The sequence below is a fragment of the Streptomyces niphimycinicus genome (assembly GCF_018883605.1).
GTDB classification, from domain to species: Bacteria; Actinomycetota; Actinomycetes; order Streptomycetales; family Streptomycetaceae; genus Streptomyces; species Streptomyces niphimycinicus.
This window is the reverse complement of the sequence record NZ_JAHLEM010000091.1, coordinates 1-14,282: the sequence shown is the minus strand read 5'-3', so window position 1 is coordinate 14,282 and position 14,282 is coordinate 1. Positions and strand designations below refer to the sequence as shown.

General features: G+C 69.6%; 11 protein-coding genes. 10 read left to right on the top strand and 1 reads right to left on the bottom strand.

The genetic code is table 11. The features are described from left to right. Window positions 1-12 precede the first annotated feature (12 nt). The 5 genes from KN815_RS10730 to KN815_RS10715 all read left to right on the top strand — a co-directional run bounded on the left by KN815_RS10730 (window position 13) and on the right by KN815_RS10715 (window position 5,837). A complete protein-coding gene (locus KN815_RS10730; RefSeq protein ID WP_216341542.1) occupies window positions 13-1,689 on the top strand; it encodes an ABC transporter substrate-binding protein in 1,677 nt (558 codons plus the stop codon). 109 nt (window positions 1,690-1,798) lie between these two features. Further along, window positions 1,799-2,788: an ABC transporter permease gene (locus KN815_RS10725; RefSeq protein WP_253208891.1), complete on the top strand. Its 990-nt coding sequence runs from the start codon at window positions 1,799-1,801 to the stop codon at window positions 2,786-2,788. A gap of 3 nt (window positions 2,789-2,791) precedes the next feature. Next, entirely contained in the window at window positions 2,792-3,715 is a 924-nt protein-coding gene (locus tag KN815_RS50200) for an ABC transporter permease (protein ID WP_253208887.1), read from the top strand. Continuing rightward, window positions 3,712-4,767, top strand: a complete 1,056-nt coding sequence (locus KN815_RS10720; protein ID WP_253208886.1) for an ABC transporter ATP-binding protein — start codon at window positions 3,712-3,714, stop codon at window positions 4,765-4,767. The genes KN815_RS50200 and KN815_RS10720 overlap by 4 nt, the downstream gene beginning before the upstream one ends. Beyond that, window positions 4,764-5,837, top strand: a complete 1,074-nt coding sequence (locus tag KN815_RS10715) for an ABC transporter ATP-binding protein (protein ID WP_216341540.1) — start codon at window positions 4,764-4,766, stop codon at window positions 5,835-5,837. Before KN815_RS10720 ends, KN815_RS10715 begins: the two co-directional genes overlap by 4 nt. 33 nt (window positions 5,838-5,870) lie before the next feature. Here KN815_RS10715 and KN815_RS10710 read toward each other — a convergent pair whose 3' ends face one another. After that, window positions 5,871-7,943, bottom strand: a complete 2,073-nt coding sequence (locus KN815_RS10710; RefSeq protein WP_216341539.1) for a DUF2264 domain-containing protein — start codon at window positions 7,941-7,943, stop codon at window positions 5,871-5,873. A 182-nt stretch (window positions 7,944-8,125) separates the two neighbouring features. Between KN815_RS10710 and KN815_RS10705 the strand changes: the two genes are divergently transcribed. The 5 genes from KN815_RS10705 to KN815_RS10685 all read left to right on the top strand — a co-directional run bounded on the left by KN815_RS10705 (window position 8,126) and on the right by KN815_RS10685 (window position 13,813). Next, window positions 8,126-9,259 carry a substrate-binding domain-containing protein gene (locus KN815_RS10705; RefSeq protein WP_301184566.1) on the top strand — a complete coding sequence of 378 codons (1,134 nt, stop codon included), beginning with the start codon at window positions 8,126-8,128 and terminating at the stop codon, window positions 9,257-9,259. Between the two features lie 24 nt (window positions 9,260-9,283). Further along, window positions 9,284-10,333 (top strand): hydroxyacid dehydrogenase, encoded by a 1,050-nt coding sequence (locus KN815_RS10700; RefSeq protein WP_372458316.1) that lies wholly within the window; start codon window positions 9,284-9,286, stop codon window positions 10,331-10,333. Window positions 10,334-10,400: 67 nt separating this feature from the next. Continuing rightward, the gene (locus tag KN815_RS10695) at window positions 10,401-11,594 is read left to right on the top strand and encodes a Gfo/Idh/MocA family protein (RefSeq protein ID WP_216341537.1); all 1,194 of its coding nucleotides are present in this window, start codon (window positions 10,401-10,403) and stop codon (window positions 11,592-11,594) included. 465 nt (window positions 11,595-12,059) lie between these two features. Next, entirely contained in the window at window positions 12,060-13,280 is a 1,221-nt protein-coding gene (locus KN815_RS10690; RefSeq protein ID WP_216341560.1) for a metallophosphoesterase, read from the top strand. Between the two features lie 299 nt (window positions 13,281-13,579). Further along, window positions 13,580-13,813 (top strand): hypothetical protein, encoded by a 234-nt coding sequence (locus KN815_RS10685; RefSeq protein ID WP_216341536.1) that lies wholly within the window; start codon window positions 13,580-13,582, stop codon window positions 13,811-13,813. Window positions 13,814-14,282 lie beyond the last annotated feature (469 nt).

Here is a 14,282-nt window from a genome sequence, read left to right as displayed (position 1 = left end):
GAGGAGGACGCTGTGTTTCCGTGCAAGAAAGGTCGGCGCCGACTGGGCGCCGTCGGCATCGCGATATCTCTGACCCTGGGCGCGGGCGCCTGTAGCGGGGGCACCACCGGGAGTGCCGGCTCCACCGCGAGCGGAGGCCGGGCGCTGACCATGACCGCCGGGGCCGTCACGACCTGGGTGCGCAACTTCAACATCTACTCACCGGCCAGCGACAAGAGCCCGGCCCCACGGCTGATCTTCGAGCCACTGGTGAGAGTCGACTACACCAAGGGCGCGAAGATCGACCCTTGGCTGGCGAAGTCGTTCGACTGGAACTCGGACGGAACCGAGCTCACCTTTCACCTGCGCCCCGACGTGAGCTGGTCGGACGGGCGGAAGTTCGATGCCGACGACGTGATCTTCACACTCCGGATGGTGCTGGACAAGCCCGAGCTGAACGTCGCCGGCGTCTCGTACAAGAAGGTGACGAAGGTCGATGCCCATACCGTCAAGGTCACCTGGGACCATCCCGCCTACGCCGAGCTCAGCAGCTTCGGCGCCGGCAAACTCGACATCGTCCCCGAGCACCAGTGGGCCGGAAAGGACCTGAAGTCCTGGACCGACCCGAATCCGGTCGGAACCGGCCCCTACACCGTCGGGAGTTTCAGCAGCCAGCAGGTGACCTACCGGACCCGCGACCACTACTGGGGCAAGCCCGTCGCCGTCCCGACGATCAAGATTCCCGCTCTGCTCGACGACGCCGCCAAGCCCAAGCTGCTCAGCGGCGAACTCGACCTGGCCACGACCGCGTGGGCGGACGCCGACACGGAGTTCGTGGCCAAGAACCCGAAGACCAACCTCTACCGCGTCTACCCGCAAGGCGGCAGCACGGCGCTGTACTTCAACAACGCCGTAGCGCCGTACAACGACGTCCACGTGCGGCGCGCCATCCTGGCGGCCGTGGACGCCCGGAAGATGCTGGCCCTCAGCGACACCGGGCAGGCCCCGGCCAATATCACCGGCCTCGACGAGCAGACGTACAGCGACTTCATCGCCAAGCGGTACCGCGGGAAGACCAACAAGCAGGACGTCGGACTGGCGAGGAAGGAACTGGCGGCCGGCGGCTACCAGGTCAAGGGCGGCAAGCTGGTCAAGGGCGGCAAGTCCTACCCCCTGGAGCTGAAGTTCATCCAGGAGTACGCCAACTGGCAGGCCTTCGCCCGGGGCTTCGCCGACCAGGCCAAGAAGTCCCTGGGCCTCACGGTCAAGCTGTCGCCCGTCCAGTCCTCCAGCTTCGATCCGGAGGTGAACGAAGGCGACTTCGGCATGGCGTTCAACTACGCCGGCTCCGGCAAAGGCGTGTACAACTCCTACTCCTCCATGCTGGACAGCAAGTACGCGAAGCCGATCGGCCAGAACTCCAACTTCAACAACACGGTCCGCTGGCGCGACCCGAAGACCGACGAACTGCTCGACCAGATGCGCCGCACCGACGACCCGGAGCGCATCAAGAGCCTCTCGGCCCAGGTCGAGAAGATCGTCGCCGAACAGGTCCCGCTGCGCCCGCTCTTCCAGACCGTGTGGTTCATCGACATCAACGCCGGCCGATGGCAGGGCTGGCCCGAACCGGGCAAGTCCGACCACGTGCCGCACGTCATCAACGGTCCGGACTTCACCATGACCCTCCAGAACCTCAAGCCGGCCACGTGAGGACGAGGACCGCAACGTGACTGAGTCATCGCTTCTCATCGCGGACGAGCCGGGGGCATTGCCGGCCCCCGGCTCCGCCGCCCGGCGCGGACGCCGGGCATCCCGGTGGCTGCCCCTCCTCAGGAGGACCGGCTTCTATCTGGCCGCGGCCTGGGCCGCGATCACCGCCAACTTCCTCATCCCGCGGTTGATGCCCGGTGATCCGGCCGAGGCGATCCTCCGCCAGTTCCAGAAGACCTCCGGCGGCGAACAGCTCCCACCCGGAGCCATCGACAACATCCGGGCGCTCTTCGGCGACCCCAAGACCAACCTGTTCCAGCAGTACCTCGACTACCTGGGCAATCTGGCGCATCTGGACTTCGGCGTGTCGGTGAGCCGCTTCCCGGTGCCCGTCTCCGACCTCATCGCGACCGGTCTGCCCTGGACGCTGATGCTGGCCGGCGTCGCCACCCTGCTGGCCTTCGTGATCGGGGTCGTACTGGGCATCGTCACCGGATGGCGCCCCGGCCGACTCACCGACTCGGTCCTGACGCCCCTGGCGATGTTCACGACCTCCGTGCCCTACTTCTGGGTGGCGCTCCTCGCCGTCTGGGTGCTCGCGTTCCACCTGCACTGGTTCCCGCTGTCCGGTGGATACTCGCCCGACGAGGCCCCCGGTTCCTTCGGCTACCTCCTGAGCGTCCTGCACTACGGGATCCTCCCGGTGGCGACGATCGTCTTCGCCTCGGCCGGGAGCTGGCTCATGGGCATGCGCAACATGACGGTCACCACCATCAGCGAGGACTACGTGCAGCTCGGTCGAGCCAAGGGACTGTCGACCTGGCGGGTGATGACCCGCTACGGTGCCCGCAACGCGATCCTGCCCAGCTTCACCAGCTTCGCGCTGGCCCTTGGCCACGTGGTCGGCGGATCCCTGCTCACCGAGATGGTCTTCTCCTATCCCGGCATCGGATTCCTGCTGTTCGACGCGATCGACAAGCGTGACTACCCGTTGATGCAGGCGGTGTTCCTGCTGATCACCCTCGCGACCTTGTTCGCGAACTTCGTGGCGGACTCGGTCTACAGCCTGCTGGACCCGCGTACCCGGGAGGTGAGTTGAGCGATGAAGAACTTCGCCCATAGCTGGAAGGTCCGCGTGGGCCTGGGCCTCCTCGCCGTTTACGGTCTGCTCGCCCTGTTCGGCCCCGCTCTCAACAGCCTGCTCGGCCTGGATCCGCGGGCCATCGACTACGGCGCCACCGGGCAACCGCCGTCGGCCGCGCACTGGCTGGGCACCACCACCGGTGGCGAGGACGTGCTGGCGCAGGTGCTCGCGGGGACCCGCGGATCGGTCGTGGTCGGCCTGATCGCCGGGATCCTGAGCACCGCCATCGCCGTGCTCGTCGGCGTCATCGGCACCTTCGCGGGGGGCAAGGCGGACGCCTGCACCACCTTCCTGACCAATCTGTTCCTGGTCCTTCCCGTGTTCCCGCTCATCCTGGTCGTGGCCGGCTATCTGCAAGGCGGCGGCGTACTGATGATCGGGCTGCTCATCGGCTTCTTCGGGTGGCCCGGAGGCGCCCGTACCCTGCGGGCCCAGACCCTGAGCCTGCGCAACCGCGACTTCATCGTCGCCATGCGCATGCTGGGCGAACGCCGCTGGCGGCTGGTGTTCGTCGAGACGATGCCGCATCTGGCCGGATGGACCTCCGCGATGTTCCTGCACGCGGTCGTCGGAGCGGTGCTCGCCGAAGCCGGACTCGCATTCCTCGGGATCACCAGTCCCGACGCCGTGAGCTGGGGAACGATGATCCAGCAGGCGAACCAGCAATCCGCACTGCTGCGCGGCCTGTGGTGGTGGTTCGTGCCGCCCGGTGCCTGCATCGCGCTGCTCGGACTGGCGGCGGGCCTGGTGAACTTCGGCATCGACGAGATCGCCAACCCCCGCCTCAAGGCGGCCCGGCGCAGCCTGGTGAAGCAGGTCGACAAGCGCGCCAGGACGATTGCCGCCCGACCGGAGCCGGTGGAACAGGAGATCCCACGATGAACGACTCTCCACGCAACGACGCGCCACGCGACGAGGTGCTGCTCGAGGTCAGGAACCTGACGGTCGAATACGTCCAGCCCGCCCCCGAGCCGGGCGTGGTCGCCTGCCGCGATCTGACCTTTGACCTGCACCGGGGCGAGATCCTCGGGGTGGCCGGCGAATCGGGGTGCGGCAAGTCCAGCCTGATCACCGCGCTGACCCGGCTACAGCGAATGCCCGCGGTGACCACGGACGGTGAAATCTGGCTGCACCGTGACGGCGGACCCCCCGTAGACCTGGTGCGGCTCTCCGAGCGAGCGCTGCGCCGACTGCGGTGGAGCGAGATCGCCATCGTGATGCAGTCGGCCATGGACGCCCTCAACCCGGTGATGCGGCTGGGCGCACAGTTCGCCGACGCTCTGCGCGAGCACCACCGCGGCATGAACAAGAAGGCCGCCTGGGCCCGAGCGGCCGAACTGGTCGCCATGGTCGGCATCTCCCCGGACCGCCTGCGGGCCTATCCGCACGAGCTGTCCGGCGGCATGCGGCAACGCGCCTCGATCGCCCTGGCCCTGGCCTGCGAACCCGCACTCGTCGTCATGGACGAGCCGACGACCGCCGTCGACGTGGTGATGCAGCGGCAGATCCTCTCCCAGGTGCTGCACATGCGCGCACGGCTGGGCTTCGCGGTCGTGTTCGTGACCCACGATCTGTCACTGCTGCTCGAACTGGCCGACCGGATCGCGATCATGTACGCGGGGCGGGTGGTGGAGATGGGAGCCGCGAGAGACCTTTACAGCGACCCCCAGCACCCATACACCCGCGGACTGCGAGACTCCTTCCCGCCGCTGTTCGCCCCCAGGCAGGAACTGCACGGCATTCCCGGCTCACCGCCGAGCCTGACGAACCCACCGCCCGGCTGCGCCTTCCATCCGCGCTGCGCACGGCGATTCGAACCGTGCGATGACCGGACACCCCTGCTCATGCCGCGGGGCGGGGGCCACGTCGCCTGCCATCTGCACAGCACGGCCGGGAACGACGCCGGCCCCGTCCCTAAGGAGATGAGTCTGTGACGGCCCGGAAGACTCCCGTCCCGACACCCGTGCTCGAGGCGGTCGGTGTGACCCGCCACTTCGACGTCAGCGGCGTCCTGGGCAGGACACAGGTGGTCCGTGCCGTGGAGAACGCCGACCTCACCCTCCACCGCGGCGAGATCGTCGCCCTCGTCGGTGAGAGCGGCAGCGGCAAGACCACGCTCGCCCGGCTGCTGGCACTGTTCCACCCCGTAACAGACGGGGAGATCCGGCTGGAGGGCACCGTCGTACGGCCGGGGACCAAGGCCGCCAAGGCGTACCACTCGTCCGTGCAGATGATCTTTCAGGATCCGTTCGGATCCCTCAACTCCATGCGCCGGGTACGGCACAACATCGAGCGGGCCCTGAGACTGCACGGTCATGCGGCGGCCTCGAAGGCCGAACGGCGGCAGCAGGTCCTGGAGCTGCTGGAAAGGGTGAACCTCACACCGGCGGAGCACTTCATCGACAAGCTGCCCCACGAGCTGTCCGGTGGCCAGCGGCAGCGCGTCGTGATCGCCCGCGCGCTCGCGGTCCGGCCGAGCGTGCTGCTCGGTGACGAGCCGATCTCCATGCTGGACGTGTCGATCAGGCTGGACATGCTCAACCTGCTGGCCAGGCTGCGGGACGAGGACGGCCTGTCACTGCTCTACATCACGCACGACATCGCCGGCGCACGCTATCTCGCCGACCGCGTGTGTGTGATGTACGCCGGGCAACTGGTGGAGTCGGGACCCACCGAGGAGGTCATCCAGCATCCCAAGCACCCTTACACTCGGCTGTTGCTCGAGTCCTCTCCCGACCCGGAGCGGCTGATGAACCCGGAGTTGGGCAGTGCGTTCGACCGGACCGTGTCGCCGGGAGAGCCCCCGAGTCTGGTGAGCCCGCCGCCAGGCTGCCGTTTCCACCCCCGCTGCCCTTCGGCCCGCGACGAGTGCCGCCGGGCCTTCCCCGGCCGGACGGAGTTCCCTTCCGGGCAGTGGACACACTGCTGGCTGCACGGCTCCGGAGGGAATCGGCTTACAGCGCCGAGCAACACAGGCGATCACCAAGCCGACCAGAGACGCTGACCCCAGGCGGCCGGTTCGGCCGTGCCGGCGTATTCATCCGTCTCCGCCCCGTGTGCGCACTCCCCGCGGACGGTCGAAGACGATCGCCGGCCGTTCCCCGGGGGAGATCCGCGCATAGCGCACGGGGCCGGCCAGCCGGTGGCCGCCGAGGGTCGGCGCGTGCGCGGCCTCCTCGCCGAGAGCGACCAGGACCCAGGTGCCGTCGGGGAACTGCGCCGTGACCGTCGTCCCGTCGACCTCACAGCGCATGCCGGAGGGGACGAGAGCCTGTTCGGGGCCGCCGCCGGTGAGGCCGACCACGGCCACATGCACGGTCCGGTCCGCTGCCCGCTCACCGATGGCGTACGAGACGGCGGCCCAGCGGGCGAACGCGCTGGTGTTCTCGGTCGCTGCCACGGTCACCGCGGTGTGTCCGCTGAGGGAGACGAAGATGCTGGTCAGCCCGGAACCGGTGACGGCCGCGGCCCAGCGGTCGCCGCTGTCCGGCCGCGGCGGCTTGTCATCCGCGACCTGCCATCCGCTGTCGTGCAGGGTCAAGCGGGCAGGCGCGTCGACCAGATGTGCGCGCAGCTCCCACGGCCCCCACACCACGCTCGCCGTCTCGATCCGGGCGTCGGCGCCACGGGCTCCGGGGGTTCGCAGGCCGGCGTTCCCCTGCTCCCTCTCGCCGGGCCAGACGGGCCGGTGCCAGGACGCGGCGTAATGGTCGGCGACGCCGAGCCGGTGGATGCGGGTACGGCTGGACAGGCCCAGAGCGGGGTCCACCAGCCCCACATGGTTGTCGGCCATGGAGAGGCCGGCGGCGCCAAGTACCGGACCGGTGGCCGTGGAGTAGGCGAACCGGGCATAGTGCGGGTCCGAAGAGGTGCGGCCGGGCGCGTGGTTGTCGCTGCCATGGTTGACGAGCCGGACGATGCCGTCGGCGTGGGTGGCCGACATGAGGAAGCCGGGTGCGGGCAGTGCCCCCACCCGGTCCTGGCCTTCGACAGGCAGGGGCTCTTCCACGGCCGTCCAGCACGGATGATCTTCCGGCAGCAGGAGCCCGGCGAATGCCTTGGAGAGCCAGTACGGTGAACCGGGTCCCGAATATCCCTGCACCATCGGCGGGAAGGGCCCGTACCAGCCGAGCGTCGGGATCCCGTGAGTGTCCCGGAAGCCGCGGTCGACGAAGTGCTTCAACGCGCCACTGGCCAGACGTCGGGTCAGCCCCGGGGCGAGCGGGGTGGCGTCGGCCAGGGCCCCGATCCAGGGAGCTGTTGCGGCGGCGAACCGATAGATCAGGGACCGACCCTGGTACACCGGCGCGCCGTCCGCGCCGAAGAAGACCGGGAAGTCCTCCAGGAACCGCACCAGCCGCTCCCGGAACACCGGAAGGCGCGCGGCTCCCCTCTCGCCGGCCATCAGCGCCCACAAGATGGGATAGTGGTGCATGGCCCAGCCGCAATAGTGGTCGAAGTTGTCGGCGGTACGGGCGTCGCCACCGTCGCGGTACCACCCGTCGGCCACGTAGAAGTCCTCGATCCGGGCCAGATCGGCGTCCATTTCGGCGCGGTCGTGCGCGGCCCCCACACTCGCGAGGAACTCTCCCACGACCACCCGGAACATGTGCCAGTTGTTGTCCGGGATCTCCAGCCCCCACACACCCTGGAACCAGTGCACCACCCGCTCCTGGACCACGGGTGGGAGGCGGTCCCACAGCCACGGCCGGGTCAGGTGCAGGCCGAGGGCGAGCGAGCACGCCTCGACCAGGGTCTGGCGGCACTTCTGGGCGATCGCCGGCCAGGTCTCGGCGTGCTGCGGATCGGTGCCGGCGGCGATGCCATCGGCGTACGACTGGAGCAGCCCGGCGGGCACCTCGCCGCCGGAGCCCGCGAGCCGGTAGGCGAGCAACAGGAACGTGCGTGCGAAGCCTTCCAGATGGTCGGAGTCGGGGCCCGACGACGATGCCTTGCCCGGCAGCACGATCCGCGCGCCGGACGGTGAGGCGAACCGGTGGGCGTCCACGAGCAGTTGGTCGGCTACGGATATCCAATGAGCCCTGGTGTACCCGGTGATGGGGGAGAGTGTGCGGTCCTCTGCCGGCAGTACCGGTCCGGACGAGCCCATGAGCAGTTCCTCGCTCTCGTAGCGGCGGTACGAATGGCGATCGTCAGCATCACCGCAAGCCGGTGCGAACGCAATGAGATCGAAAGCAATCGAAAGCAAGGGGTTTTGATCGAAGGCCGGACTCATTAGGCTGCTCGACTCACACACCTCACGGACCATCGGTCGGCCAGGGGGACTGGGTGATGTTGGCGATAGAGCGCTACGAAGCGATCATGCAAGCGGCCCAGAGCCAGGGCTGGGTCAGGGTGACGGACATGGCGCAACGGCTGGGGGTCTCCACCGTCACCATGCGGCGCGACATCGGCGCCCTGGTCGACCGGGGCCTCCTCGAACGGGTCTATGGCGGGGCGAGCATCCCGAGCAGAGCGCCCGCGCCCAAGCGGGGCGGTGACCAGGCGCGGCGGACCAGGCACGGGGCGACCATCGGCCTGGTGGTCCCGTCATCCACCTACTACTACCCCGGGGTCATCCGTGGAGCCGAGTCCGCGGCAGGGGTCCTCGGGGTGCGTGTCGTCCTGGCCGTCTCCCACTACAACCGCGAGCTCGAGTGCCAACAGGTCGCTCGGCTGCTGCGCGCGGGGGTGGACGGACTGCTGATCGCGACGGCCGACCCGCCCGACCCGGACCCGGCGGTGATCGACTGGCTGACCGGCATCGACGTCCCCGTCGTCCTTGTGGAGCGATCGCTGGCCGGCCCGGCCGCCGCGCGCATCGAGTACGTCCGCAGCGATCACGCCGCCGGTGCCGAAATGGCGGTGGAGCACCTGGTCTCCGCCGGCCACCCTCGGGTGGCCGCCGCTGCCGGGCTGCGCAGCCCGACCGCCCGCTGGCTGTTCGACGGCCATACCGCGGCTCTGGCCCGGCTGGGCATCACCGACGGCGGGGTCGGGCACACGGAGCTGCCGCGCACCGACCTCGATCCGCTCGGGAACGCCGAAGCGATCGGCTCCCTCGTGGACCGTTGCCTCGCCGCCGGGGTACGGGCACTGGTCGTCCACGCCGACTCGAACGCGGCGGCCATCGTGCACACAGCGGCCGAACGCGGACTCGACGTCCCCGGCGACCTCGCGATCGTCGCCTACGACGACGAGGCCGCCGCGCTGGCCGAAGTGCCCCTGACGGCGGTGGCCCCGCCCAAGTTCGATGTGGGGCGCACGGCCGTGGAAACCCTGATGCTGCGCATCAGCTCACCCGGTGACGACGTGGCGACCCGTCGCATGTCCCTGCTGCCCGGCCTGGTCGTCCGGTCCTCCTGCGGCACCGCCCGGGAACCGCTCCCGCTTTCGCTTCCTTTCGATCGGCCGGGTGGCCGTTGACGCCTCTCGTCCAGCGATCGTTGGATGGTCGCACATCCAACACGGCCGAGGAGAAAAGTGACCAGGAGCAGCCGAGCGCGCGTGGCCTTCGCCATGCACCACGGCCTTCGCGAGCGCCTGCTCGACGACGAACTGCTACACAGACTGCGGGCGGTCGCGGACGTCGAACCGGGACAAGCACTCCATGAGTTTTCGACTCCGGAGGCCGTGGCCTGCCTCGGTCGGGCCGAAATCCTCGTCACGAGCTGGGGTTGCCCACCGCTCACGGCCGACGTGCTTGCCCTGGCGCCGCGGCTGCGAGCCGTCGTGCATGCCGCGGGATCGGTCAAGCACCACATCACCCCGGCCTGCTGGGAGCGGGGCCTGTCGGTCTCCTCGGCCGCCTCGGCCAACGCCGTTCCGGTCGCGGAATACACCGTCGCCATGATCATCCTCGCGAACAAGCGCGTCTTCCCGCTCGCCGCCGAGTACCGCTCCGCCGGAACCTCCACGAACCTGAGCGCGCGGTACCCATACCTCGGCAACTACCGCAAACGCATCGGCATCGTCGGGGCATCCGCGATCGGGCGGCGTGTCCTGACACTGCTGCGCGCCTACGCCTTCGACCTGGTCGTGTCCGATCCGTATCTCACCGCCTCGGAAGCCGGCGAACTCGGCGCGGATCTCGTCGACCTCGACGAACTGGTGGCGACCAGCGACGTCGTCTCGCTGCACGCCCCGGCGCTGCCGGAGACCCGCCATCTGATCAACGCACGACGGCTGTCGCTGATGCGCCCGGGCACGACGCTGATCAACACCGCGCGCGGTGAGCTGGTGGACACCGCCGCCCTGACGGCGGCGGTGCAGGGCGGGCAACTGTACGCGGTCCTCGACGTCACGGCTCCCGAGCCCCTTCCGCTCGGCAGCCCCCTGCGAGACCACCCCCACGTCCTGCTGACGCCCCACGTCGCGGGTTCCCTCGGCACCGAGCTGCTCCGAATGGGAGAGCTGGCGGTGAGCGAGGTGGAGCGCCTCGTCGTGGGGGTGCCCGCGCAGCACGCCGTACTCCCGCACATGCTCGGCCGTACGGCATAGGGATCCGGGCCAGGCCCGCCCCTCCTTCGTTGACCTTTCGCCTTTCTTCCTTTTCTTCGGAGACCTCATGCCGTCGCGGAACACGCAGGGAAAACTTCGGCTCGGTGTCGTGGGACTGGGCCTGCGCAGCAGCCTCGGCAGACATGTCGCCGAGCGAGGACTGCCGGCCGCGGTGACCGCGATCTGCGATCCGATCGCCTCGCGCCGCGAGTCGGGAGGCACGCTGTACCCGGACGCCGACCAGTACGCCGATCACCGCGAGCTGCTCGCCCTGGACCTGGACGGGGTCGTCCTCACCACGCCGGACCACACGCACGAGGAACTCGCCATCGACTTCCTGGAGGCGGGCGTCGCGGTGTTCGTCGACAAACCCCTGGCGATCACCACCGCCGGTTGCGACCGGGTCCTCGCCGCGGCCGCGCGCACCGGCACCAAGCTCTACGTCGGCCACAACATGCGGCACATGCCCGTCGTGCAGGTCATGCGTGAGCTCATTCAGGACGGGCAGATCGGAGCGGTCAAGGCGATCTGGTGCCGTCACTTCGTGGGCCACGGCGGAGACTTCTACTTCAAGGACTGGCACGCCGACCGGCGCAGAACGACCGGACTGTTGCTACAGAAGGGCGCGCATGACCTCGACGTGATCCACTGGCTGGCCGACGGCTACACCACGCGGGTCAACGCGATGGGCGGACTCACGGTCTACGGCGACATCACCGCCCGGGGAGGCCAGGGCGACAAGACCCTCTCCGACTGGTACGACCCGGACCGCAACTGGCCGCCGACCTCGCTGACCGGACTCAACGACGTGGTCGACGTCGAAGACATCTCCATGATGAACATGTACCTCGACAACGGCGTCTTCGCGACCTACCAGCAGTGCCACTACACCCCCGACTACTGGCGCAACTACACCGTCATCGGCACCCGCGGCCGACTGGAGAACTTCGGCGACACCGACGGAGCCGTGGTGAAGGTGTGGAACGGCCGACGCTCCGGCTACCGCGTGGACGCGGACCTCGTTGTCGAGGTGCCGAGCGGGGCGGGCGGACACGGCGGTGCGGACCCGGAACTGCTGGCCGAATTCGTGTCCTTCGTCCGTGCCGGCGTACCCACCCTCACCTCGTCTGTCGCCGCTCGCCAGGCGGTAGCAGCCGGATATGCCGCCACCGAGTCGCTGCGCGGCGGGGGCGTCCCGGTCGATGTACCGGCTCTGCCCCGGCCACCGGCCCATCTCGTCGACCCCCGGGAGGCGAGGTAACGCTCGAGAACGGCATGACCGGGTCTGAGCCGGAATTACGCGGAGTGATCTTGGCCGCGACCGGATTCCGGCACCCGCCGGCCCAACCGGGTGGCACCTTGCCAACCCCCACGAACGCCTGCTCGCCGCCCACGGGCCTGTCACTTTGCCCACCAGCGACCTGGCGACATGAACCGCGACGGACACGCCGACCTCGCCGACGACGGTGACGACATCGGCTCGATGGTCGCCCTGGCCCGGGCCGCCGCCCACCCCGACGACGTCTCCCATCTGATCCCACTCCCCCAAGCCGTGCCGCCCGTGCGCGGCAAGCGCGGCCGGCCCCAGCGCCGACCGGACGTGGCGCCGATCGGACGTGGCGCCGACCGACCGCGACTACGACCACCGCCCATGAACGCCGGTCCGGCCGGCCCAAGGCGACCGGATACAGTGCGCGAGACGGCAGCCTGGTCAGGGAGGGGAAGCGTGACCGACACCAGCAGCACCCGGCCCGCCGAGGGTGAAGGGCAAGCGCCGCGGCAGAGCCGACTGCGCCGCCTGATGCGCTTCATCCCCCTGATCGCCCCCGTCCTGCTGTGGGCCGTGCCCTGCTGGGTGCTCCTGCACACCGGCCAGCACTGGCCGCTGCCGGTCACGCTGGCCGGCACCGCCCTGTTCGCCCTCGGTCTCATCGGTATGCCGCTCCTGCTGATACGCGGCCACGGCCGCCGCCAGCGGGATCGGGCGGCGATCATCGGCGCCACCCTGCTGGGCACCATCTGGACTCTGTTCACCTGGTCCGTTCTGACCGGCGTCCTGTTGCGGCTCGCCCTGACCGTGGCCGGCGTCGGCGAGAGCCAGGACCGGGCCCGCATCGTCACCTGGGCCGTCCTCGGCATCAGCGCAGTACTGCTCGCCTGGGGGTACGCCGAGGCCCGCCGCGTGCCACGGGTGCGCCGACTCGACGTGCAACTCCCACGGCTGGGTGCCGGGTTGGACGGCATCCGCGTCGTCCTCATCACCGACACCCACTACGGCCCACTCGATCGCGCTCGCTGGTCGGCACGGGTATGCGAGACGGTGAACACTCTGGAAGCCGACCTGGTCTGCCACACCGGCGACATCGCGGACGGCACGGCCGAACGCCGCCGCGCCCAGGCCGCCCCACTCGGTACCGTGCGAGCCACCCGGGCCCGGGTATACGTCACCGGCAACCACGAGTACTACAGCGAGGCCCAAGGCTGGGTCGACCTGATGGACGAGCTGGGCTGGAAGCCGCTGCGCAACCGCCATCTGCTGCTCGAACGCGGCGGCGACACCCTCGTGGTCGCCGGCGTGGATGACGTCACCGCCGAGTCCTCCGGCCTGGCAGGCCATCGCGCCCACCTCGCCGGAGCCTTGAACGGCGCCGACCCCGACCTACCCGTCCTGCTCCTGGCACACCAGCCCAAGTTCATCGACCGGGCAGCAGCCGCCGGTATCGACCTCCAACTCTCCGGCCACACCCACGGCGGCCAGATCTGGCCCTTCCACCACCTCGTCCGCATCGACCAGCCCGCCCTCGCCGGCCTCAGCCACCACGGCCCCCGCACCCTCCTCTACACCAGCCGCGGCACCGGCTTCTGGGGCCCGCCGTTCCGCGTCTTCGCCCCCAGCGAGATCACCCTCCTCGTACTCCGCTCCCCGCACCTGCCCACCTCGACATAGCATTCGACAGGCCGACCCATCCGCCTGGAGAGCTCCTCGTCTTCGATGTGCTGCCGCAGGATACGAGTCAGGGCGGGCCCGGGCACCGTGGGCGTGTCCCCTCCGGCACGGCCCTTGAGGTCACGCTCCTCGTTGGACCTCCCCCAGGTCGGTCCACTGCTCGCCGACTTCCGGAGGCCCCTGGCGTGGACGGCGCGTGCTTCGTGTTCTTCCAGCTCGCGGAGTCCGGTCGGCGCCCGCACTGCCGCACATCGTCCCCCGGCACCAACTGCCCACCGCGGTCGCCCAGAACCAGGCCCGTGAACTCGGCGCCGACCTGGCGGGACGCCCGCTGGGCGGCGCCCTGTTCGCCACCGGCCACATCCTGCCTGCGCGCCCAGGAGCTCGGTGCCTCGCCCTCGCTGATCGGGGTGATGGTGGCGCCGCCCGACGGGACCGCGATCGCCGGTGCCTTCGCCGCTCCGTGGCTGCACCGGCGTCCGCGGCCGCGGACCGTGGTGAACCGGTCACTGTGGCTATCGCTGATCACCTGAGGGCGATCCCTCTGGCCTCGCCGGCCGCCGGGGGCCTGCTCCAGTCGCTGGGAGCGCGGGACACGCTGGTGGCGTACGCCCTCTTCATTGACGTGCTGGCCGACCGAGTTCATCCCTGACCCGGTTGGTGATCCGCACGGCAAACGCCATGTCCTCACGGCCTACGAGCAGCACTACAACGACCGTGCGGGCGAGCCTGGAGGGCCCGACAAGCGACCTGGACCATGTGGCCGGGTGGTGGCCCCTCCGACCCGCCTCCTGACACGCTACGCCCGGACTCAGATTTCGCAGTCGGAACCGGTGGTGGTGTGCGACAGAACCCGTTGCGCGGCGGCGAACGACTTCTTGGCGCCCGGGGCGGGCTGAGAGTGACGTGCTGCAAGGTGCGCCAGCGTTGTTCGAGTTCGGCAGCGGCGCGTTCGCCGAGGGCGCGGATGCCTCTGATCAGGCTGTTCGTGGTGCGCGTATC